Here is a 21,143-nt window from a genome sequence, read left to right on the forward strand (position 1 = left end):
GCGGCGGCGGGCGCGACGGCGGCCGTCGCCCGCAGGCGCCGCTGCCGAACGGGCTCGCGGTGCAGGTTCACTACAGCAACGCGCGGGCGCAAGGCGAAATGCGCCTCGGCGACGCATGGCGCGTGAAGCCGAGCGACGTGCTGCTCGCGGAGCTGCGTGCGGCGTTCGACGGCAGCGTCGTCGAAATCACGTACTGACCGCGCTTCAGCCGACGGCTGTCGCGCCACGCGGCCCGCCGCATCGCCGTCGTGCGGTGCGGCGGGCCGTTTTGCATGTTCACGCAAGCGGGTCTTGGGCTGGCCATCCGGACGCTATACAATCCGGCGCTGGCCGCACGAACGCGGCGCCGATCGCCGCTCGTCCGGCAGGTGGCGCCGGTATCGCGCGCATGAACGGGGGCGGATCCGTGCGGCGAGCGGCGACATGCGACAAGGCCGTCCGGAACCGGATGCCCGGAAATGGCCCGTCGCGACAACAATGAACTGACAGTCACCACATGACCATGGCCAATGGGAACCCGCCGCAGCGGATCCTCGTGATCCGGATCGATTTTTTGGGCGACATGCTGTGCACGACGGCGTTTCTCGGTGCGCTGAAGGAGCGCTGGCCCGGCGCGGAACTGCATGTGGTCGCGAACCGCTACAACGCGGCCGCGCTGGCCGGAAACCCGGACGTGGACATGATCCACACCTACGTGTACAGCCGCCAATGCGAACGCAACGACCGTCCCGGGCGGATGCGTGCATTCTTCGACCGGTTGCGGCTCGTGCGTCGCCTGCGCCGCTTGCGGTTCGACCTCGTGGTCGTGCCGAACGGCGGCATGCATCGCAGCAGCATGCAGTTCGCGCGCCAGATCGGCGCGAAGGATTGCCGCTGGCACGATGCCGAGACCGAATTCGACGATCGCAAGCCCGAGCATGTTGCGCAGCGGCCGATGTGCCACGAAGCACTGTCGGGTTTCCGGCTCGTGCCCGAGCTCGGCCGCGCCGATCTCGACCGTATCGAGTTGTCGGTCCATCCCGACCGCGCGCTGCAGGACGCGTGGCATCGGCTGCTCGGCGCGCGCACGAAGCCGCGGGTCGGGCTGTTCGTGACGAACAAGGCGGCCGAGCGCCGCTGGCCCGCGGACCGTTGGCACGACCTCGCCGAGCGGCTTGCGCCGAGCGTCGATGTGATCGTGTTTCGCGACCCGGCCGTGGGTCACGCGCCCGAGGACGACTCGTGGCGCGACGTGAACGCCCGCCATGTCGCGCCTTCGTCGGTCGCCGATCTCGTGGCGGCCGCGAGCCTGCTCGATGCGATCGTCTCGGCCGACAGCGCCCCCGTGCACCTCGCGTCGGCGCTCGGCGTGCCCGTCGCCGCGCTGTTCGAGGATCGTCCCGAGAAATACCTGCGCTGGCACCCGCTCGGTGTGCCGCACGTGATCCTGCGCGCCGGCGCGACCGTCGACGCGATCGGTGTCGACGCGGTCGAGCGCGCGGTGCGTCATCTGCTGCCGCAGGCCACCCATCGCGATGAACCGCTGGCCGACGCAGCCTGCCCGCGGCCGGCTGCCGATGTCGCGACGCCGGTGATCTTGGCAGCCTCATAACCCCACGGGCGCCACGGGCGTCACAAGCCCCGCGCGTGCGGCACCGGCCCGGCATCGGCATTGGCATTGGCATTGGCATTGGCATCGACATCGACACTGGCACCGGCACCGGCACCGGCACCGGCACCGGCGCGCGGTGCGCCAGCCGGGCATCCCTCCCTGAGCAGGGCCGTATCAAGGCAGCCGCACGGCCGATTCGCCAGGCCGCGCCGGCTGCTGCAAAATCCTGTACATTGCCAGCCTTGTTCAGCCAGCCGGATACCCGAATCGCCGTGGCCCTGTTTTCTTCCGCCCGCCCGCCCAGAACCATCCTCGTGGCCGCGCCGCGCCGTATCGGCGACGTGCTGCTGACGACGCCGCTCGTCCGTTCGCTGAAGGCCCGCTGGCCGGATGCGCAGATCGACATGCTGGTGTTTCGCGGCACCGAAGGCGTGCTCGAGCACAATCCGGACGTGCGGCACGTGATCGTCGTCGCGCAGCGTGCGGGCTTCCGCGAGCGGTTGCGCGACGCGCTGTCGATGTGGCGCCGCTACGATCTTGCGTGCGCGGCGCTGAGCTCCGACCGGCCGCGCTTCTACAGCTGGTTCGCGGGCTGCAAGCGGGTGGGCCTCGTCGATCCGAACCGCGTGACGTGGCTCACGCGGATGATGCTGAACGGGATCGCGATCAATCATCACGAATCCGCGCATACGGTCGTCAGCACGCTGGCACTCGCGCCGGTGATCGGCATCGAGCCGGTGTCCGAGGTCGTCGCACCCGGCATCGGCGACGATCCGGCACGGCGTGCGCGTTTCGACGCGTGGCTCGCCGAGTCACCCGCGATCCGCGCCGGCAAGCCGCTGGTTGTCCTGCATCCGTATCCGATGTTCCGTTACAAGCAGTGGCGGCTCGACGGCTGGGTCGAGATGATCGGCTGGCTGCGCGAGCACGGCTATGCGGTCGCGCTGTCGGGCGGCCCGGCCGACAGCGAGCGCGAGTATGCGGAGCAGGTCGCGGCCGAAGCGGGCGGCGACGTGCTGAACCTGGTCGGACGCCTGACGTTCGGCGAAAGTGCCGAACTCGTCCGGCGCGCGCGGCTTTTCATCGGGCCCGATACCGGCGCGACGCACGTCGCGGCCGCGACCGGCACCGACACGATCGCGCTGTTCGGTCCGTCCGACCCGGTGCGCTGGGGCCCGTGGCCGCAGCACTGGCCGGCGACCGAGAATCCGTGGCCGCTGCGTGGCTCGGGGCGGCACGGGAACGTGTGGCTGCTGCAGGGGGAGGGCGATTGCGTGCCGTGCCGGCACGAGGGCTGCGAGCGCAAGGTCGACAGCCGCAGCGACTGCCTCGTCAATCTCGGTGCGCAGCGCGTGAAGGCCGCAGCGGCCGAGATGCTGGGGCTGAATCCGCCGGGCCCGGCCGCGGTCACCGTCGATACGTCACGGCTGCATCGCACCGGCTCCAACTGACGCGCGGGCGGCGCGCGCCGTTCTTTTTGTCGTTCTGGATAGCCTGCTTCGCGACGGGCCGCGCTGAACGCGCGCAGCCCGGTCGCTTCGACGGCGGGTGCCGCCGCCGCCGAAGTCGGTCGGCAGCACGGCGCAGTCCGCCGCGCGTCAAGCGTTACGCGCTGCGCCGGATCGCCGACGTCTCGCGCGGCAGCGCCTCGCCGCGCTCGCCGCAGCCGAGCAGGATGCCGGCCAGCAGCACGATCAGGTGCCCTTCGGCGAAATCGAGCAGCAACGAATTCGCGAGACTGCCGATCGCGAAGATCGCGAGCCAGGCGAGCAGCAGATGCCGCGAGCGCGGGTCGAGCGCGCGGCTGCCGCGTGCGATCTGCACGATCAGGTTGATGAACAGCAGCAGGCCGAGCGTCCCGAGCTGCACGGACATCAGCAGGTATTCGTTGTGCGGGTTCGACGTCAGCTGGCCCTCGGCGGCCGTCTTGCCGGCCGTGAGTTTCTCGAATTCGGATTCGAGGCCGCCCGCACCATAGCCGATCACCGGGCGCTGACGATACAGTTCGAAGCCCTTCTTGTACCACTCGAGGCGCAGCCCGGTCGACGTCGCCGCATCGCTCTGCCGATACTGCTGCACTTCCGACACGACCTTGATGAGCCGGCCGTTGTGAACCGTGCAAGCCGCGACCACCAGCGCGATGCCGGCCAGGACGAACACCCCGGCGACGAGCCCTGCGCGCAGCGCCGACCGGCGGCGCAGCAACAGCACGAAACGCACCGCGACGACGAGGATCAGCAGCAGCGCGATCACTTGCCCGGTGCGGCCCTGCAGCATCACGAAGACGTTCACCAGCGACCACGCGGCGATGGCGGCGCAAGCGACACGCGACAGCGTCGTGCGCGCCGACAGCGCGAGATCGGCGGCCTGGTAGAACAGCAGCGCGCCGAACATGCCGGCTGCGATGTGGTTCTTGAACACCCATGCGCGCGACAGCGGCAGCTGGGTCGCATGCGCGGGCCCGATTGCGGTCAGCCCGAGATAGTTGGTCGTCGACAGCAGCAGGATGACGCACAGCGTGGCGAACCAGCAGCGCTGCACGATCGGCGCCCAGTTCGAATGGCGGAACGCGAGCACGGCAAAAGGCAGCAGCAGCAGCTTGTCGTATTTGGCGACCCAGTTCCACGCCTTGGCGTGCGGCGCAACCGTATAAGTGACGCTGACGGCCAGCGCGGCGAGGATCAGCAGTGCCGCGAGCGAAGCCTGGTCGGTGACGAACGAGCGCAGGTCACGCCAGAATTCGGGGGAGATGACGAGCGCGGCGGCGAACAGCCCGCAGAAGACGTTGGTCAGCGCGGTCGAGACCGGCACCATGCAGAGCGCGGCAACGGCGAAGGCGCGGGCGGCGGTCAGGCGCCGCGTGGCGGGAGCGGAAAACGAAAGCATCGGAACCTGTCGAATGGACGAATGCGGCTTGCGGGCATCGTGCTGCGCGCCGCGCGCCCCGGCGGGAGAGCCGGGACGAACGGCGCAGAGTATACGCGAAGCAGGGGGCGTTTCCGCGCTGTTTTCGGGGCCTGATCAGCTGAACGCGCGCTTGATCCGCGAACGCAGCAGCGCGCGCTTCAGGCGGCCTTCGATGGCCGGCGTGTCGAGCGCGACGCGCGTGCCGGCCGGTTCGCCGCGATGCAGGTAGTAGCGGTCGAACGTCGCCTGGGTCATGCCCCATTTGTTGAGGAACTGGCGGCGGCCGTCGTTCTTGACGATCTTGCCCGTGCTTTTCTGCTGGAAGTGGTAGACGAGGCTGTCGCCGGCACCGATGAAGATCCGGCAGCCTGCATCCCAGAATTTCATCGAGAAATCGTTGTCGCTGCTCATGCCGGGCGACAGTTCGCTGCTGTAGCCGCCGATCCGGTTCCACCAGTCGCGGTGCACGAGCGTCGGCGGCCAGGTCGAGCCGAGCCAGTCCGCGCGCGCGAGCTTCGGCGCCGCCGCGACGAGGCCCGCCGCATCGAAATGCTCGGCGTCGCGGCCGAAATTGTTGACCACGACGCACGGGTTGCGCGTGTCGACCGGCTCGATCATCGTGCCCGACAGCATGAACAGGTCGGTCGGCATCCGTTCGATGCGGCGCACGAGCGCCGTGTCCCAGCCGGGGCAGCAGAACATGTCGTCGTTCATGTAGACGACGTAGTCGCGGGTCGCGCGTGCGGCGGCCCAGTTCACCGCGTGGCAGATGCCGATGTTGGTCGGCGACGCGGTATGTTCGATGCCTTCGCTGCGCACCCAGTCGAGCGTGCCGTCGGAGCCGTCGTTCACGTGGACGATGATCTGGTGGTCGTACGCGGAGTGGCGGCGCAGGCTGTCGACGACGAGCTTGAGGTACGGCAGGTTGTTCCAGGTCGGAATGATGATGGAGAACATGGCGGTCGGATTCGGTGGTCGTCGTGGCGGGCGGCGCGCGGCGCCGCCTGTCGGGCGAGCGGGCACGCGCGGCGCGGGCAGCCCGGCATTGTAACGCCGCGCCGGTCGCGTGCCGGGCGGGCGCTCAGCGCGCCCGTTCGTGGCCGAGCTTCAGGAACCGGTAATACACGGTTTCCGCGTTGAACACGGCGATCATGAAGCCGGCGCGGCCGTCGAGGAAGCCGCGCCGCAGCACGTAGGTGCGCACGAACGCCCAGGCGCCGCGCGCGAGCGCCTTGCCGAAGCCGCCGCGCTGGCCGGCCGCGCGGCGCTGGCGCGCGCCGGCCGTCGAATATGCGTCGAGCTTGCGCACGACGGTTTCGAAATCCTCGTACGAGTAGTGCATCAGCTTGCCGGACAGGCGCTGCGCCGCGCCATCGAACACGAGGCGCTCGTGCACGAGATCGTCCGAGAAGCGCGCGCAGCCGCGCCGGAACAGGCGCGGCACCCAGTCCGGATACCAGCCGCTGTGATGGATCCACTGGCCGCAGAAGCTCGACAGCCGGTCGACCGCATAGACTTGCGCGTCCGGTGCGCGGATCGTGTCGCGGATCGACTGCGCGAGTTCGGGAGTGACGACTTCGTCGGTATCGAGGGACAGGATCCAGTCGGTGTCGAGCGCGTCGAGCGCGCGGTTCTTCTGCGGGCCGAAGCCCGGCCAGTCGCGCTCGACGATCACGCGCGCGCCGTGCGCCTGCGCGATCGCGACGGTATCGTCGGTGCTGCCGCCGTCGATGACGACGACGTCGTCGGCGAACGACAGCGCAGCAAGGCACTGCGCAAGCCGCGCGGACGCATTGAGGGCGATGAGGGCGACGCCGAGGGAGGGTTCAGCCATGAAATCGTCGGAAAGGCGGAGAAAACGGTGAGCGGCAGTATACCCGCGGGCCGGCCGCTGGCCGCGTCGGCCCCGCTTCGGCCCCGCGTCGGCCATGACCGTGCCCGCCGGGGCGGTGCGGCTATAATGTTGAGCCCTTTTCGGCACCCGCCCGACAGGGCGACATCCCGGGCGGCCATGCCCGGGCGCCGCTTCGCGGCTCAAGAAGGATTGCCTTGGAAACCCAGAACACTCTTCGCAAACCGATGGACGGCACGGGCACCTCGCCCGTGACGGTCCTCAAGCGCCTGTGGCCGTACATCCGGCCGCTGATCGGCATCGTGGTGCTCGCCGTGATGACGATGGGCGTCGTCGCGGCCACCGAGGCCGGTATTCCGGCGCTGCTCAAGCCGCTCCTCGACCACGGCTTCGGCGCGCACGGCAGCGACCGTGCGAAATGGTACGTACCGATCGCGGTGATCGGCCTCGCGCTCGTGCGCGGGGTGTCCCAGTACACGTCGAATTACCTGCTCAACTACGTATCGAACCGCATCCTGCTGCAACTGCGGCTCGAGATGTTCCAGCGGATGATCCATACCGGCGCGTCGTTCTTCCAGCGCGAAACCGCGAGCACGGTGATCAACGCGATCGTGTTCGAGGTCAACCAGATCTTGTCGGTGCTGACGGGCGTGATGGTCACGCTGGTGCGCGATTCGCTGACGGTGATCTTCCTGCTCGGCTACCTGTTCTACCTGAACTGGCGGCTCACGCTGATCGTCGCGGTGATCCTGCCGGGCATCGGCTGGCTCGTCAGCAAGATCAACCGCCGCCTGCGCCGCCTGAACCGCGAGCACCAGACGCTGACCAACGAGCTGTCGTACATCGTCGAGGAGACGGTCGGCGGCTACAAGGTCGTCAAGGTGCACAACGGCGAAGCGTACGAGATCGACCGCTTCACGCAGATGAGCAAGCGCCTGCGCGGCTACGCGATGCGCATGACGGTTTCCGGCGGCCTCGCTCAGCCGCTCACGCAGTTCCTCGCGTCGATCGCGCTCGCGGTCGTGATCACGATCGCGGTCGTGCAGTCGTCGAACGACCAGACGACGGTCGGCGGCTTCGTCGCGTTCGTCACGTCGATGCTGCTGGTGATCTCGCCGCTCAAGCACCTGATCGACGTCAACCAGCCGCTGCAGCGCGGGATGACGGCCGCCGAGCTGATCTTCGGGCTGATCGACGAGCCGGCCGAGCCGCAGGGCGGCGGCCGGCTGTTGCCGCATGCGCGCGGCGAGATCGAGTTCCGCAACGTGTCGTTCGACTACGGCGCGACCGAGCGGCCGACGCTCGACCGCATCTCGTTCAAGGTCGCGCCGGGTGAAATGATTGCGCTCGCGGGCCCGTCCGGCAGCGGCAAGACGACGCTCGTGAACCTGCTGCCGCGCTTCTTCGACCCGACCGACGGCGCGATCCTGGTCGACGGCGTGCCGGTGGCCGACTACGACCTCCACGCGCTGCGCGGCCAGATGGCGATGGTCAGCCAGGACGTCGTGCTGTTCAACGACACGATCGCCGCGAACGTCGCGTACGGGCAGACGCCCGACCGCGCGCGCGTGCAGGCCGCGCTCGAGGCCGCGAACCTCGCCGATGCGGTCGCCGCGATGCCCGACGGGCTAGACACGCTCGTCGGCGGCAACGGGATGCGGCTGTCCGGCGGCCAGCGCCAGCGGCTCGCGATCGCGCGTGCGATCTACAAGGACGCGCCGATCCTGATTCTCGACGAAGCGACCTCGGCGCTCGACTCGGAATCGGAGCGCCACGTGCAGGCCGCGCTCGAGCGGCTGATGGAAGGCCGCACGACGCTCGTGATCGCGCACCGGCTGTCGACGATCGAGCGCGCGGACCGCATCCTCGTGCTCGAGGCCGGCAAGATCGTCGAAGAGGGCAGCCACGACGAATTGCTGCGCCACGGCGGCCTCTACGCGCACCTGCACCGGATCCAGTACCAGCAGCAGGCGGCGTAACGCGCGGTTACGTAGCCGCGCGATACCGTGTGCTAGTCTTCATCGGGCAGTTCGAGTGGTTTCGTTCGACGTGACGACACGGAGGGAACGCACAATGAAGAAGATGCACGGAATGATGCTGGCCGCGGTGATCGCGGCGGGTTTCGCCGCACCGGCCGCGATGGCGCAGGACCACGACAACCACCACGACCAGGGCGGCCACGGCATGCAGCACGGCCACGGCCCGAAACACATGCCGCCCGGCCAGATGCGTCATGATGACGACGTGCCGCCGCGCTGGGCCGACCAGCCGCGCCGCGAATGGCACAAGGGCGACCGGCTTCCCCCCGAGTTCCGCGATCGCCAGTACGTGATCGACGACTGGCGCGGCTATCACCTGAGCCCGCCGCCGCGCGGCTATCAATGGGTCGGCGTCGGCGGGGATCACCTGCTGGTGCAGATCGGTTCCGGCATCGTGCTGCGGATCGGCGACTGACCCGGCCGATCGTCCGGCCCGTATCGCGACGCCGCGATGCGCGCCGGGCAGCCGGCCCGCCGCGTCACTTTGCCGCTGCGTGGCGGAACCAGCGGCGCTCGATTCTCGACATCACCCAGCACACGCCCAGCGCACACACGGTGCCGAGCGTCACTTCACCGAGCCGCATCAGCGGAACATCCCACAGCGGGCCGTTGCCCGGAAACAGCAGCACGATCGTTGCGGTTACGCCGCCGAGCCGTGCCGCGCTGCCGACGTTCAGGCACCAGCAGCAGACGATCACGACCGCGACGGTAATCGCATATGCGACGAGGCGGTCGCCGCCGAGTGCCGCGCCGGCGAAGCCGAGCACGCCGCCGACCATCGCGCCGACGAACTGGTCGCGCGACAGCGACATCGTGTCCGAGTAGTTGTGCTGCGTGACGGCGATCGCGGTGATCGCCGCCCACACGGCCTGCTCGGTGTGCATCGCGCGGCCGATCACGTAGGCGAGGCACGCGCTGCACACGGCCTGCAGCGCCATCAGCCCGCCTTGCGCGAGCCGTTCGCTGAACGACAGCCCCTTGAACAGATCGAAGATCGACTGCTGGATCTGCTGGCGGGCTTCGTTGAGTGTCCTGATCGTATCCATCATGCGTTGGCCAAGAAGCGGGTAGCGGCGGCGCGCGGGCGTCAGTGCGCCTGTTCGGGCGATGCGGCGGCCGGTTCGTCGGCCGCCGCGTCGCCGTTCTCGACGCGCGTTTCGGGCATCACGAGCCAGACCAGAAGCACGGCCAGCGCGCCGGCGCCCGCGAGCCCGAAGAAGCTGACGGCATTCCCGAAATGATCGGCGACGTAGCCGGCAGCCGCGGTGCTGAGCGTCGCGCCGATCCCGGCCGCGAGCCCGAACAGCCCGATGCACAGGTTGTAGCGGCCCTTGCCGCCCGCGACGTCGGCCGCGATCAGCGGCAGCATCACGCCGAACACGGCGGCGCTGATGCCGTCGAGCATCTGCACCGGCACCAGCAGGTACGGGCTGCTCACGCCCGCGAACAACAGCGCGCGCACCGGCAGCGCGGAGAAGCCGAGCAGCAGGATCGGCCGGCGCCCCCAGCGCTGCGCGGAGCGGCCCACCCACGGCGACAGCATCGCGACGATCGCCTGCGGCACGATGATGCACGCGGCGATCACGAGCTGCACGTTCTCGCCCATCCCGGCCGTGACTTCACCGGCCGCGAGGTTCAGCATCGCCGCGTTCGACAGGTGGAACAGCACGACGCACGCCGCGAAGATCAGCATCCGGCGGTCGCGCAGCAGTTCGAGCAGTGTCTCGCGTTCGCCGGCTTCGTCGTGGTCGCCGTGATCGTCGGGCTTCGACGATTGCGGGATCACTTCGTGTGTCGGCTGGATCATCGCGAGTGCGAACAGCGCGGGCAACGCCAGCACGGCGGTCAGCCAGAACACCGCACGCGCGGAGAAGTATTCGCCGGTGAGCCCCATCAGGCCCGCCGCGACCGCGCTGCCGATCGATGCCCAGCGCGCGTTGCGGCCGAGCCGGTCGCCAAGGTCGGCACGGCCGACGAGCGAGAACGAGATCGCGGCCATCGCCGGCACGAGCATGCAGCTCGCGAAACCGTGGAACACCTCGGCGGCGATCACCGGCACGATCGTCGGGCTCGACGCGAGCAGCACTGCGGACAGGATGATGGCCGCGATCGCCCATGCGGCCGCGCCTTTCTTGTTCTTCAGCGCATCGACGGCGGCGCCGCCCGGCACCTGGCTGACCATCGCGCTGATCGTGCCGATCGACAGCACCATGCCGATCTCGCCCTGCGTCCACTTGTGCGACGCGAGGTAGGACGCGATGAACGGACCGAACCCGGTTTGAACGTTTGCAACGAAGAAGTTGAGCCAGTCGAGGGACCGGAGACTGCGTACGCTGACGGAATGCTTGATCGTCATCGGGTCGTACTCGCAGACGAAGCCGGTGCCGGGGCAACGGGCGGGTAGACCGCGACGATCGGCTTGTCGGCCGCGTAGGGCGGCGCCGCCTTGATCTGTGCGTCGTTCAGGTCGAGCTGCGGACGCAGCGCCTTGTCGCGCGTCACGAAGCGCAGCGCGCCCCAGCTCGCGGCGATCGAACGGCGGTCGGTATTGACGAGCCCGCCGAGGTCGAGCACGACAGCCTGCGGCTGCGACGCGCGGTCGATCAACACGTCGACGACGCGGCCGATCTTCGTGCCGTTCGGGCGCTCGACGTCGCTGTCGAGCAATGGCAGGCGCGTCGCGGGCGAGGCCGCGGCCGAACCCGACAGCGGCACGGCCTTGGGCCGCGCGGCAGGCGGCAGGTCGCCCGACGGCACGTCGAGCACGATCGGCTCCTGTTTGCCGCCCGGCGTGAAGCGGAACACGTTCCACGGGAAGATGACCTTGCGGTCGCCGACGCCCATGAAGCCCTGCAGGTTGACGACCATCTCGCGCGGCTTGCCGCTCGCGTCGGTCACCATGTCGACCGCGCGACCGATCACCTTGCCGTTGCGGCGCGCGACTTCGCTGTCGAGCAGCGCATGGATCTGCGTGCGGTCGAGCGGGCGCGTCGCGACGATCGGCGCGGGCGGAGGCGGCGGTGGTGTCGGCGATTCGGGGCGCTGCACGGGCTTGGGCCGCGTGACTTCGCGGTGCGGCTTTTTCGGTGCTTCCGGCCCTTCCGGCTGCGTCGGCGCCGGCACGGGCGGCATCGTCAGCGGTTCGCCGGCGGTTTCCTGGACGGGCTCGACGAGCGCCTCGCTGATCGGCGCGGGCGGATTCTGGACCGGCAGCAGCCCGCAGCCGGACAGCAGCGCGGCGGCGGCGAGAATCAGGAAGACCGTCGACGACGGCAACGACTTGCGGGATGCGGGAAACGGAAGTCCGCCGCTCATTGACACTCACTCCATGGGTCGGGGGCGGCCCGAGGGCACGCGGCTGGCGATGGATGGCGGGTGCGGGCGGCGCACCACGCGACGGGAGATTTTAACGTGTCTTCCTTTCAGGGCCGATTTCGACGGCTTGCTGGAGGCGGACTGTCGGGAAAAGGTAGGGATCGGCGGCGGTCGCGTTGCCGTGGGGCGACGGGGAAGTGGCCGGGCGAGGGGCCGTGCGCATGGGTGCCGGCCCGGCCTGCCGCCGTCATGACGGGCAGGCGCGGGCGCTGCATGAAAGCAGGGGGAAACCGGGCGTCAGGCTTCCGGGTACCACGCGTCGGAGAATTCGCTGACCTGCACGTCGGTCAGTTCCGGACGGGCGGCGAGCCAACCGCGCACGAGTTCGCGATCGGCGTCGGTCGTCGTGCCGCGCGGTGCGCCGGAGATCACGTACGCGCCGATGCCTTCGTCCGCCGACGCGACGGTCAGCAGACCGTTCGCTTCGACGAAGTCGATGAACGCGTCGATCAGCTGGCCGCGTTCGAGGTCGGTCAGTTCATTGCGGTAGTGCGCGGTCGCGTTGAACGCGAGTTCCTGGAATTCGCCGATGTGGAGTTTCTTGCGCTGGCGGCGGTTGTGGCCTTGGCTCATGGTGTGTGGTGAGTGAATGAGAGGGGAATGGATCGTGCGGCCGGAGGCGGCGGCAGCGAAAGGATGACGCGTGGCGCCGTCTCGATCGCGTGTCATCGCGGGAGCGATCGTGAAACCATTCGTGAACATTGACGCGATGGGCGTTTCGTGATGCGGCTCGGCCCGGCGGCTCATCGCGCGCATGACCGAATGATACAGGGATGGCGGGCTGCCTCGGCTTTGCTATGGTCGGCGGCTACTCGAACGACAACGCGGGTCGCATGTCGGACGATCGCAATTCGTTCATTGGACGTATCGATCTCGAGGCGGGCGTCCTGTTTTTCCGGTGTTCTGAAATGCCTTCCGATACGCGGGAAAAGCTGGCCGCGTTCACGCGCGAAGAACCGGGTCGCCCGTTGTTCGGCGGCGAACTGAAGATCGCTCCGTCGTCACGCGCCTCGAAGAGGATCTGTATGTGACCGGAATCGACGCAATCGAATTCATCGACAAGTGGGCCCAAACGTTTGGCGTGCAGGCCGGCGATTTTCCCTGCGGCCGCTATTTCGGCCCGGAGGAACAGGATACGGTGACGACGTTTCTCGCGATGTTTTCCGAGCGTTATCGCCAACCACCGCGCGTGCCGTTGACGCTCGGCATGCTGGAGGAAGCGATGCGGCTCGGCCGTTGGGACAGCAATGCGATCGAGCGGGCCGCAACGCCAACCGCTCACCCGAAATAACCGGACTCGAACGGCCGTTACATCAGCACGATGTCGTATTGCTCCTGGCTCAAATTCGACTCGACCTGCAGCGACACCGGCTTGCCGATGAAGTCGATCAGCATCGCGAGATGTTGCGATTCCTCGTCGAGGAACAGGTCGATCACCTGCTGCGCGGCGATCACGCGGAATTCGCGCGGGTTGAATTGCCTCGACTCACGCAGGATCTCGCGCAGGATGTCGTAGCACACGGTACGCGACGTTTTCACCTGGCCCTTGCCCTGGCAGGTCGGGCACGGTTCGCACAGCACGTGCGCGAGCGATTCGCGCGTGCGCTTGCGTGTCATCTCGACGAGCCCGAGCTGGGAGAAGCCGTTGACCGTCACGCGCGTGCGGTCGCGCGACAGCGCCTTCTTCAGCTCGGACAACACCGCGTCGCGATGTTCGGCGTTCTCCATGTCGATGAAGTCGATGATGATGATCCCGCCGAGGTTGCGCAGCCGCAGCTGCCGCGCGATCGTGTGCGCGGCCTCGAGGTTGGTCTTGAAGATCGTGTCGTCGAAGTTGCGCGCACCGACGTAACCGCCCGTGTTCACGTCGATCGTCGTCATCGCCTCGGTCTGGTCGATCATCAGGTAGCCGCCCGACTTCAGGTCGACACGGCGCGACAGCGCGCGCTGGATCTCCGTCTCGATGTTGTACAGGTCGAACAGCGGCCGTTCGCCCGTGTAGTGATGCAGCTTCGGGCTCACGGCCGGCGTAAACTCGGCCGCAAATTCGGAGAGGCGCTGGTAGGTCTCGCGTGAATCGACCTGGATGCGCGTCGTGTCGTCGTTCGCGAAATCGCGCAGCACGCGCTGCGCGAGATCGAGATCCTGGTACAGCAGGCTCGTCGCCGGCAGCCGCTGCGCCTGCCCGACGATCGTCGCCCACGTCTTGCGCAGGTACGTGACGTCGCCGGCGAGTTCGTCGGAAGTTGCATCCTCGGCGATCGTGCGCACGATATAGCCGCCTTTCTCGTCCGGCGGGATCACGGCGGTCAGCCGTGCGCGCACGGCTTCGCGCTCGGCCTCGCTCTCGATCTTCTGCGAGATGCCGATATGCGGCTCCTGCGGCAGGTAGACGAGCGTGCGGCCCGCGATGCTGACCTGCGTCGACAGCCGGGCGCCTTTCGTGCCGATCGGATCCTTGATCACCTGGACCATCAGCGTCTGGCCCTCGAACACGGTCTTTTCGATCGGCTGGTGCGGCGTGCCCGACTGCGGCTCGCCCGCGAGGCGCGGATGCCAGATGTCGGCGACGTGCAGGAACGCCGCGCGTTCGAGGCCGATGTCGATGAATGCCGACTGCATGCCGGGCAGCACGCGCACGACCTTGCCGAGATAGATGTTGCCGACCCGCCCGCGCGACAGCGTGCGCTCGACGTGAAGCTCCTGCACCGCGCCTTGCTGGACGAGTGCGACCCGCGTTTCCTGCGGCGTGAGGTTGATCAGGATTTCTTCGTTCATGGTGGGATTCAGAAGGCGACACGCGCGGCGCGCAACAGCGCCGCGGTCTCAAAAAGGGGCAGACCCATGATACCTGAATGGGAACCGTCGATTCGCTCGATGAACTCGGCCGCGCGCCCCTGGATCGCGTACGCGCCGGCCTTGCCGAACGGCTCGCCGGTGTCGACGTAGCGGGCGAACGCGTCGCGCGATGCATTTGAAAAGCGTACCGACGAGCGCGACAGCGCGGGCGGCAGCAGTTGGCCGTCGGCATCGATCACGGCGACGGCCGTCAGCACCACGTGTTCGCGGCCCGCGAGGCGCGTGAGCATCGCGAGCGCGTCGTCGGCGTCGGCCGGCTTGCCGAGGATCGCGCCGTCGATCGTGACGGTCGTATCGGCGACCAGCACCGGCGCGGCCGGCTTGCCGCTCGCGACGAGGCGCGCACGCGCGGCCTCGGCCTTGGCGACGGTCACGCGCCGCACGTAGGCATCGGCGGCTTCGCCGGGCAGTTCGGCCTCGAGCGCTTCGGCGTCCTCGTCGGGGCGCGGCAGCAGCAGCTCGAAGCGCACGCCGATCTGCTGCAGCAGCTCCTGGCGGCGCGGGCTTTGTGAAGCGAGGTAAAGAGTCGGGAAAAGTGCGGGGGACGTGCTGGACGGCATGGTGTCGTTATCTCGGTGAGCGCGCGAGGCGCGCGTCTCGAGGACGACACGTCATGCGCGGTGGTAGGGGTGATTCTGCGTGATGCTCCACGCCCGGTAAAGCTGTTCGGCGAGCAGCACGCGCACCATCCCGTGCGGCAGCGTCATGCTCGAGATGCGCAGCAGCACGTCGGCACGCGCTTTCAGTTCCGGATCGAGCCCGTCGGCACCGCCGATCACGAACGCGACGTCGCGGCCGTCCTGCTGCCAGCCGGGCAGCGCCTGCGCGAGCTGCATCGTGGTCCAGTCGCGGCCGCGCTCGTCGAGCGCGACGAGGCGCGCGCCCTTCGGCAACGCGGCCTCGATCTTCTGCCGCTCGGCCGCCATCACGCTCTCGGCGCTGCGGCCGCCCGAACGCAGTTCGGGCTTGATCTCGCGCAACTCGATGCGCAGTTCCGGCGGCATCCGCTTTGTGTATTCGTCGAAGCCGGACGCGATCCAGCCCGGCATCTTGTGGCCGACCGCAAGAATGAAAAGCTTCATCGGGAGACGCGTAACGACTCGGGGCTCAACGGCGGCGGGCGGCCGTCTTGCGCGCCGGGCGTGCGGGCGCGACTTCTTCCTCGTCCTCGTCGCCTTCGCTGGCCGTGGCGAAGCCGTTCCCCTTGCCACCGCCGAGCTTCATCCGCACGGGCTTGTCGCCCCAGATTTCCTCGAGGTTGTAGTACTGGCGCAGCGCCGGTTGCAGGATGTGCACGACCGCGTCGCCGCAGTCGACCAGCACCCATTCGCCGGTGTCCTCGCCTTCGGAGCTGACGACGTCGCCGCCGGCTTCCTTGACCTTGTCGCGCACGTTCGACGCGAGCGCCTTGGTCTGGCGGTTGGAGGTGCCCGAAGCGACGACCACGCGGTCGAACAGTTCGGTCAGGTGGCTGGTGTTGAACACCTTGATGTCTTGCGCCTTGACGTCTTCGAGGGCGTCGACGATCACGCGCTGCAGTTTGCGAATATCCATGGATTCAGGAATGGTAGAGGCGATGTTGAAGAATATAGGCCCATACGGCGGCCGGCACATGTTCGGCCGATGCGTCGGGCATTTGCGCATGGCGAGCGATGCATTCGCGCAGGTGTGCGCGGATGTCGGTCGCGGCGATGTCGAACGAAAGGGTCGTATCGATCAGCAGGCTGCCTGCCGGCGTGGCCTTCAGCACGTCGGCGCCGGCCTGCCGCGCGGCGATTTCCCGCGCGACGTCCGGCGGCGCCGCGCCGAGCTCGAAGCCCGGGCGCGTCGACACGCAGATGTGCGCGTAGTCGAACAGCGTGCGCCAGTCGCGCCACGTGTCGAGGCGCACGAGCTGGTCGGCGCCGATCAGCAGCGACAGCGACGCGTCCGGGCCGATCCGCGCGCGCCATCGCGCGAGCGTCTCGACCGTGTAGGTCGGGCCGGCGTGCTCGATCTCGTCGGTGGCGACGGTCACGGTCACGCCCGGCAGGGACAGCGAGCCGGCGGCCGCGCGGGTCATCGCGAGCCGATGCTCGGCGGCCGACACGTCGCGCTTCTGGTACGGTTGCCCGGCGGGCAGCAGCACGAGTTCGGTCAGGCCGAGCAGCCCGGCGAACCGGCGCGCGAGCGCGAGATGGCCGTCGTGTATCGGGTCGAAAGTGCCGCCCAGCAGGCCGATACGACGCGGCAGCGGGGCGGGGCGGGCGATGGTGTCCAGAAAAACGTGTCCTGTTCTTGAGGCGGCGGGGCGCGGCGGGCTCAGACCCAGTCGCGCGGCACGAGGAATTCGCTCAGGCGCGCTTCCGGCGAGCCCGGCTCGGGTTGCCAGTTGTAGCGCCAGTTCGCGACCGGCGGCATCGACATCAGGATCGATTCGGTCCGGCCGCCGCTTTGCAGGCCGAACAGCGTGCCGCGGTCGAACACGAGGTTGAATTCGACGTAGCGGCCGCGCCGGTAAGCCTGGAAGTCGCGCTCGCGCTCGCCGTACGGCAGCGCGACACGACGCTCGACGATCGGCAGGTACGCGTTCAGGAACGCGTCGCCGACGCTTTGCATCATCTCAAACGAGCGTTCGAATCCGGGCTCGGAGAAATCGTCGAAGAATATCCCGCCGACGCCGCGCGTCTCGTTGCGGTGCTTCAGGAAGAAATACTCGTCGCACCACGTCTTGAAACGCGGATAGAGCTCGGCGCCGAACGGCTCGAGCGCGTCCTTGCAGGTCTGGTGGAAATGCCGCGCGTCGTCCTCGAACGGATAAACCGGTGTCAGATCCATCCCGCCGCCGAACCAGAAGACCGGCGCCTCGCCGGGCTTCGTCGCGATCAGCATCCGCACGTTCATGTGCACGGTCGGGCAGTACGGATTGCGCGGGTGCAGCACCAGCGACACGCCGAGCGCCTCGAAGCCGCGGCCGGCCAGCTGCGGACGCGCGGCGCTCGCCGACGGCGGCAGCGCGTCGCCCGCGACGTCGGAAAAACCGATCCCCGCGCGCTCGAACACGCGGCCGCCTTCGAGAATCCGCGTGCAGCCGCCGCCGCGCAGGCGCTCTTGCGGCCCGCGCTGCCACGCATCGGTCGCGAGCGGCGTGCCGTCGAGCGCGCCGAGCGCGTCGGCGATGCGTGTCTGCAGGCCCTGAAGGTACGTGCGCACGCGCGTCACGTCGTAGGTCGAATCGGTCATGTCTGGACTGGGTGCCCCCGTGCGAAGCGGGGGCCGTAAAAAAGGCATCTGCCGGGCATTCTATCGAACCCCGGCAGAGGAGCCGCCGCCGCGCGCGGGCGGGGCGGCGGTTGCAACGTTACGCGCTCTTGCGGTTGAGCGCGCGGAAGCCGATGTCGCGGCGGTACTGCATGCCTTCGAAATTGATCTGGTTGATCGTGTCGTACGCATGCTGCTGCGCTTCGCGCACCGAATCGGCGAGGCCGACCACGCACAGCACGCGGCCGCCGGACGTCGTCAGCTTGTCGCCGTCGAGCGTCGTGCCCGCATGGAACGTGACCGCCTGTTCGGTCTCGGCCGGGATCCCGTTGATGCGGTCGCCCTTGCGCGGCGCGTCCGGATAACCGTGCGCGGCCAACACGACGCCGAGCGCGGTGCGGCGGTCCCAGTCGAGCTCGACCGTGTCGAGCGTGCCCGCGATCGCCTGCTCGACGACCTTCGAGAAATCGCTCTTCAGGCGCGCCATGATCGGCTGCGTTTCCGGGTCGCCCATCCGGCAGTTGAACTCGAGCGTGCGCGGATTGCCTTCCTTGTCGATCATCAGGCCCGCGTACAGGAAGCCCGTGAAGCGGATGCCGTCCTTCTCCATCCCGCGCACGGTCGGCATGATGATCTCGCGCATCACGCGTGCGTGCATCTGCGGCGTGACGATCGGCGCGGGCGAATACGCGCCCATGCCGCCGGTGTTCGGGCCGCGATCCTCGTCGAGCAGGCGCTTGTGGTCCTGGCTCGAAGCCAGCGCCAGTGCGTGCTTGCCGTCGACCATCACGATGAAGCTGGCTTCCTCGCCGTCGAGGAATTCCTCGATCACGACGCGCGCGCCGGCGTCGCCGAGCTTGTTGCCCGACAGCATCATGTCGACGGCCTGATGCGCTTCTTCCAGCGTCATCGCGACGACGACACCCTTGCCGGCCGCGAGGCCGTCGGCCTTCACGACGATCGGCGCACCCTTCGCGTCGATGTACGCGTGCGCGGCGGCCACGTCGGAGAACGTTTCGTACTCGGCGGTCGGGATGCCGTGGCGCTTCATGAACGCCTTCGCGAAATCCTTCGAGCTCTCGAGCTGCGCGGCTTCGCGGGTCGGGCCGAAGACCTTCAGGCCGCGTGCGCGGAACAGGTTGACGATGCCGGCCGCGAGCGGCGCTTCCGGCCCGACGAGCGTGAACGCGACGCCTTCGCTTTCCGCGAAATCGGCGAGTTCGTCGAGCGCCGTGATGTCGACGTTCTTCAGACGCTCGTCCTGTGCCGTGCCGCCATTGCCGGGCGCGACATAGACCATCTGGACGCGCGGCGACTGCGCGAGCTTCCACGCCAGCGCATGTTCGCGGCCGCCGGAACCGACGACGAGTAGTTTCATGGGATTCCCCGCAGACTAGAAAACAGGGCGGCCGGCACGCTCAGGCGCGCCGGCCGCGGATTCGATCGGGCCGCCGCCGCAACAGGTGCGCGGCGGCCGGCATCTCATTCCTCGACGATGACGGCGTTCGTATACACGTCCTGCACGTCGTCGAGGTTCTCGAGCGCGTCCAGGAGCTTCTGCATCTTCGCCGCGTCGTCGCCGGTGAATTCGACTTCGTTCTGCGGCTTCATCGTCACTTCGGCGAGTTCGGCCTTGAAGCCCGCGGCTTCGAGCGCGTCCTTCACCGCCGAGAATGCCTGCCAGTCGCACAGCACTTCGATCGAGCCGTCGTCGTTCGTGTTCACGTCGTTCGCGCCGGCTTCGAGCGCGGCTTCCATCAGCGCGTCTTCCGACGTGCCGGGCGCGAACAGGAACTGGCCGACGTGATCGAACATGAACGCGACCGAGCCGTCGGTGCCCATGTTGCCGCCGAACTTCGAGAACGCGTGGCGGACTTCCGCGACCGTGCGGGTGCGGTTGTCGGTCAGCGTGTCGACGATGATCGCCGCGCCGCTGATGCCGTAGCCTTCGTAACGGATTTCCTCGTAGTTCGCGCCGTCCGCGCCGCCGACGCCGCGATCGATCGCGCGCTTGACGTTGTCCTTCGGCATGTTCGCGTCGGCCGCCTTGTCGACCGCGAGACGCAGGCGCGGGTTCGAGTTGACGTCGCCGCCGCCGAGGCGCGCCGCGACCTGGATTTCCTTGATCAGGCGGGTCCAGATCTTGCCGCGCTTCGCGTCGGCCGCTGCCTTCTTATGCTTGATGTTGGCCCATTTCGAATGACCAGCCATACCTTTCTCCGTGCCCGGGCGCGCAGCGCGGGCGATTGTTTCAATGTGTCGTTGAGTCGGCGGCCGTGTCGGCGGGCATGAAGCCGCGGGGGCCGCGCGTGTCGAGTGGATCGAGATTTTATCACGCGGCGACCGCCGGATCGGGGCCGCCGCGCATGGCCGAACGGCCGGGTGGGCGGCCGCGGACCGGGCCGCGCGCAACGCGGCCGTGCCGGGGCTCAGTTCTTGGTGCCGAACAGGCGGTCGCCCGCGTCGCCCAGGCCCGGCACGATGTACGCGTGCTCGTTCAGGTGCGAATCGAGCGACGCGACGAACAGCTTCACGTCGGGGTGCGCGTCCTGGAACACCTGCACGCCTTCGGGCGCGGCCACCAGCGCGACGAACATGATGTTCGCGGCCGGCACGTTGCGGCGTTTCAGCACGTCGACCGCGTGCACCGCCGAGTAGCCGGTCGCGACCATCGGGTCGCACAGGATGAAGATGCGGTCTTCCAGATCCGGCAGGCGCACCAGGTATTCGACCGGGCGGTGGTCGTCGGCGCGGTACACGCCGATATGGCCGACGCGCGCGGACGGCACCAGGTCGAGCAGGCCGTCCGACATCCCGATGCCCGCGCGCAGCACCGGCACGATCGCCAGTTTCTTGCCCGCGATCACCGGCGCGTCGACCTCGACGAGCGGGGTTTCGACCCGCTTGGTGGTAATCGGCAGGTTGCGGGTGATCTCGTAACCCATCAGCAGCGTGATTTCGCGCAGCAGCTCGCGGAACGTGCGCGTGGACGTGTCCTTGTCGCGCATGTGCGTGAGCTTGTGCTGGATCAGCGGGTGATCGGTGATGAAGAGATTCGGGAAACGGCTGTCCTGTTTCATGACGGGGGGGCGCCTTGGCGGCAAAAGAGGATCGGGGGCGGGGGCGGGCGCAAGCCGGCCGCGCGCTTATGTCCGCAATTTTACCAAGGCGCGCCGCATGATCCGGATAATATCGACGTCTCACGACAATCCGCGCGCCTGCGCCCGCCCGTTCGCCTGCCTGGCCCGCCCGTGGTCCGGGCGCCGAAGCGACCGGGCCG

The 21,143-nt window shown here is 68.4% G+C and carries 21 protein-coding genes and 1 pseudogene; 6 read left to right on the forward strand and 16 right to left on the reverse strand.

The features are described 5' to 3' along the window. The 3 genes from L810_RS24935 to L810_RS24945 all read left to right on the forward strand — a co-directional run. On the forward strand, positions 1–197 hold a 197-nt coding region (locus L810_RS24935; protein WP_042976082.1), incomplete at its 5' end, for a hypothetical protein. A gap of 305 nt (positions 198–502) precedes the next feature. Next, on the forward strand, positions 503–1,591 hold the full coding sequence (locus tag L810_RS24940) for a glycosyltransferase family 9 protein (protein WP_042976084.1): 1,089 nt from the start codon (positions 503–505) through the stop codon (positions 1,589–1,591). Between the two features lie 272 nt (positions 1,592–1,863). Continuing rightward, positions 1,864–3,042, forward strand: coding sequence for a glycosyltransferase family 9 protein (locus L810_RS24945; protein ID WP_042976107.1), 1,179 nt, complete (start codon positions 1,864–1,866; stop codon positions 3,040–3,042). A gap of 154 nt (positions 3,043–3,196) precedes the next feature. Here L810_RS24945 and L810_RS24950 read toward each other — a convergent pair whose 3' ends face one another. The 3 genes from L810_RS24950 to L810_RS24960 form a co-directional block, all read right to left on the reverse strand. Next, positions 3,197–4,477 (reverse strand): O-antigen ligase family protein, encoded by a 1,281-nt coding sequence (locus tag L810_RS24950; RefSeq protein ID WP_021161082.1) that lies wholly within the window; start codon positions 4,475–4,477, stop codon positions 3,197–3,199. Positions 4,478–4,612: 135 nt separating this feature from the next. Beyond that, positions 4,613–5,455 (reverse strand): glycosyltransferase family 2 protein, encoded by an 843-nt coding sequence (locus tag L810_RS24955; protein ID WP_021161084.1) that lies wholly within the window; start codon positions 5,453–5,455, stop codon positions 4,613–4,615. 124 nt (positions 5,456–5,579) lie between these two features. Then, positions 5,580–6,332, reverse strand: coding sequence for a glycosyltransferase family 2 protein (locus L810_RS24960; RefSeq protein ID WP_042976086.1), 753 nt, complete (start codon positions 6,330–6,332; stop codon positions 5,580–5,582). Between the two features lie 245 nt (positions 6,333–6,577). On the opposite strand from L810_RS24960, the gene msbA reads away from it, so the two are divergent. Both msbA and L810_RS24970 read left to right on the forward strand, forming a co-directional pair. Beyond that, positions 6,578–8,329 carry a lipid A export permease/ATP-binding protein MsbA gene (gene msbA / locus L810_RS24965; RefSeq protein WP_034195746.1) on the forward strand — a complete coding sequence of 584 codons (1,752 nt, stop codon included), beginning with the start codon at positions 6,578–6,580 and terminating at the stop codon, positions 8,327–8,329. 94 nt (positions 8,330–8,423) lie between these two features. After that, positions 8,424–8,804, forward strand: coding sequence for an RcnB family protein (locus L810_RS24970; RefSeq protein WP_021161087.1), 381 nt, complete (start codon positions 8,424–8,426; stop codon positions 8,802–8,804). 64 nt (positions 8,805–8,868) lie between these two features. On the opposite strand, the gene L810_RS24975 is transcribed toward L810_RS24970, so the two are convergent. The 4 genes from L810_RS24975 to L810_RS24990 form a co-directional block, all read right to left on the reverse strand. Further along, positions 8,869–9,435, reverse strand: coding sequence for an FUSC family protein (locus tag L810_RS24975; protein ID WP_021161088.1), 567 nt, complete (start codon positions 9,433–9,435; stop codon positions 8,869–8,871). Positions 9,436–9,476: 41 nt separating this feature from the next. Continuing rightward, positions 9,477–10,745: an MFS transporter gene (locus L810_RS24980; RefSeq protein WP_021161089.1), complete on the reverse strand. Its 1,269-nt coding sequence runs from the start codon at positions 10,743–10,745 to the stop codon at positions 9,477–9,479. Continuing rightward, positions 10,742–11,704, reverse strand: a complete 963-nt coding sequence (locus L810_RS24985; protein ID WP_021161090.1) for a PRC-barrel domain-containing protein — start codon at positions 11,702–11,704, stop codon at positions 10,742–10,744. The genes L810_RS24980 and L810_RS24985 overlap by 4 nt, the downstream gene beginning before the upstream one ends. Before the next feature lie 297 nt (positions 11,705–12,001). Further along, positions 12,002–12,337 carry a YggL family protein gene (locus tag L810_RS24990; RefSeq protein WP_027786829.1) on the reverse strand — a complete coding sequence of 112 codons (336 nt, stop codon included), beginning with the start codon at positions 12,335–12,337 and terminating at the stop codon, positions 12,002–12,004. A gap of 335 nt (positions 12,338–12,672) precedes the next feature. Here L810_RS24990 and L810_RS24995 point away from each other — a divergent pair. After that, positions 12,673–13,055, forward strand: a pseudogene (locus L810_RS24995) (DUF1493 family protein). 17 nt (positions 13,056–13,072) lie between these two features. Here the strand turns inward: L810_RS24995 and rng are convergent. The 9 genes from rng to upp all read right to left on the reverse strand — a co-directional run bounded on the left by rng (position 13,073) and on the right by upp (position 20,943). Further along, on the reverse strand, positions 13,073–14,542 hold the full coding sequence (gene rng, locus L810_RS25000) for a ribonuclease G (protein WP_021161094.1): 1,470 nt from the start codon (positions 14,540–14,542) through the stop codon (positions 13,073–13,075). Between the two features lie 8 nt (positions 14,543–14,550). Continuing rightward, positions 14,551–15,183, reverse strand: coding sequence for a Maf family protein (locus tag L810_RS25005; protein WP_021161095.1), 633 nt, complete (start codon positions 15,181–15,183; stop codon positions 14,551–14,553). A gap of 51 nt (positions 15,184–15,234) precedes the next feature. Beyond that, the gene (gene rlmH, locus L810_RS25010; protein ID WP_006484265.1) at positions 15,235–15,705 is read right to left on the reverse strand and encodes a 23S rRNA (pseudouridine(1915)-N(3))-methyltransferase RlmH; all 471 of its coding nucleotides are present in this window, start codon (positions 15,703–15,705) and stop codon (positions 15,235–15,237) included. 25 nt (positions 15,706–15,730) lie between these two features. After that, positions 15,731–16,177 (reverse strand): ribosome silencing factor, encoded by a 447-nt coding sequence (rsfS, locus tag L810_RS25015; protein WP_021161096.1) that lies wholly within the window; start codon positions 16,175–16,177, stop codon positions 15,731–15,733. A 4-nt stretch (positions 16,178–16,181) separates the two neighbouring features. Further along, complete coding sequence (locus tag L810_RS25020) at positions 16,182–16,883, reverse strand: nicotinate-nucleotide adenylyltransferase (RefSeq protein WP_230945770.1); 702 nt, start codon at positions 16,881–16,883, stop codon at positions 16,182–16,184. Positions 16,884–16,924: 41 nt separating this feature from the next. Then, positions 16,925–17,845, reverse strand: coding sequence for an oxygen-dependent coproporphyrinogen oxidase (hemF, locus tag L810_RS25025; protein WP_021161098.1), 921 nt, complete (start codon positions 17,843–17,845; stop codon positions 16,925–16,927). A gap of 118 nt (positions 17,846–17,963) precedes the next feature. Further along, positions 17,964–19,241, reverse strand: a complete 1,278-nt coding sequence (gene purD / locus L810_RS25030; RefSeq protein WP_021161100.1) for a phosphoribosylamine--glycine ligase — start codon at positions 19,239–19,241, stop codon at positions 17,964–17,966. 104 nt (positions 19,242–19,345) lie between these two features. After that, positions 19,346–20,074 carry a YebC/PmpR family DNA-binding transcriptional regulator gene (locus tag L810_RS25035; protein WP_006478227.1) on the reverse strand — a complete coding sequence of 243 codons (729 nt, stop codon included), beginning with the start codon at positions 20,072–20,074 and terminating at the stop codon, positions 19,346–19,348. A gap of 218 nt (positions 20,075–20,292) precedes the next feature. Beyond that, positions 20,293–20,943 (reverse strand): uracil phosphoribosyltransferase, encoded by a 651-nt coding sequence (upp, locus tag L810_RS25040; RefSeq protein WP_011352740.1) that lies wholly within the window; start codon positions 20,941–20,943, stop codon positions 20,293–20,295. Positions 20,944–21,143: the final 200 nt, after the last annotated feature.

The sequence above is a fragment of the Burkholderia sp. AU4i genome, assembly GCF_000466765.1.
GTDB lineage: Bacteria > Pseudomonadota > Gammaproteobacteria > Burkholderiales > Burkholderiaceae > Burkholderia > Burkholderia cepacia.

What these genes read in the sequence shown, in the direction of transcription:
- L810_RS24940 (WP_042976084.1), top strand. Translation starts at nt 503, where the DNA reads ATGGCCAATGGGAACCCGCCGCAGCGGATCCTCGTGATCCGGATCGAT.
- L810_RS24950 (WP_021161082.1), bottom strand. Translation starts at nt 4,477, where the DNA reads ATGCTTTCGTTTTCCGCTCCCGCCACGCGGCGCCTGACCGCCGCCCGC.
- L810_RS24955 (WP_021161084.1), bottom strand. Translation starts at nt 5,455, where the DNA reads ATGTTCTCCATCATCATTCCGACCTGGAACAACCTGCCGTACCTCAAG.
- L810_RS24960 (WP_042976086.1), bottom strand. Translation starts at nt 6,332, where the DNA reads ATGGCTGAACCCTCCCTCGGCGTCGCCCTCATCGCCCTCAATGCGTCC.
- msbA (WP_034195746.1), top strand. Translation starts at nt 6,578, where the DNA reads ATGGACGGCACGGGCACCTCGCCCGTGACGGTCCTCAAGCGCCTGTGG.
- L810_RS24970 (WP_021161087.1), top strand. Translation starts at nt 8,424, where the DNA reads ATGAAGAAGATGCACGGAATGATGCTGGCCGCGGTGATCGCGGCGGGT.
- L810_RS24975 (WP_021161088.1), bottom strand. Translation starts at nt 9,435, where the DNA reads ATGGATACGATCAGGACACTCAACGAAGCCCGCCAGCAGATCCAGCAG.
- L810_RS24980 (WP_021161089.1), bottom strand. Translation starts at nt 10,745, where the DNA reads ATGACGATCAAGCATTCCGTCAGCGTACGCAGTCTCCGGTCCCTCGAC.
- L810_RS24985 (WP_021161090.1), bottom strand. Translation starts at nt 11,704, where the DNA reads ATGAGCGGCGGACTTCCGTTTCCCGCATCCCGCAAGTCGTTGCCGTCG.
- L810_RS24990 (WP_027786829.1), bottom strand. Translation starts at nt 12,337, where the DNA reads ATGAGCCAAGGCCACAACCGCCGCCAGCGCAAGAAACTCCACATCGGC.
- rng (WP_021161094.1), bottom strand. Translation starts at nt 14,542, where the DNA reads ATGAACGAAGAAATCCTGATCAACCTCACGCCGCAGGAAACGCGGGTC.
- L810_RS25005 (WP_021161095.1), bottom strand. Translation starts at nt 15,183, where the DNA reads ATGCCGTCCAGCACGTCCCCCGCACTTTTCCCGACTCTTTACCTCGCT.
- rlmH (WP_006484265.1), bottom strand. Translation starts at nt 15,705, where the DNA reads ATGAAGCTTTTCATTCTTGCGGTCGGCCACAAGATGCCGGGCTGGATC.
- rsfS (WP_021161096.1), bottom strand. Translation starts at nt 16,177, where the DNA reads ATGGATATTCGCAAACTGCAGCGCGTGATCGTCGACGCCCTCGAAGAC.
- hemF (WP_021161098.1), bottom strand. Translation starts at nt 17,845, where the DNA reads ATGACCGATTCGACCTACGACGTGACGCGCGTGCGCACGTACCTTCAG.
- purD (WP_021161100.1), bottom strand. Translation starts at nt 19,241, where the DNA reads ATGAAACTACTCGTCGTCGGTTCCGGCGGCCGCGAACATGCGCTGGCG.
- L810_RS25035 (WP_006478227.1), bottom strand. Translation starts at nt 20,074, where the DNA reads ATGGCTGGTCATTCGAAATGGGCCAACATCAAGCATAAGAAGGCAGCG.
- upp (WP_011352740.1), bottom strand. Translation starts at nt 20,943, where the DNA reads ATGAAACAGGACAGCCGTTTCCCGAATCTCTTCATCACCGATCACCCG.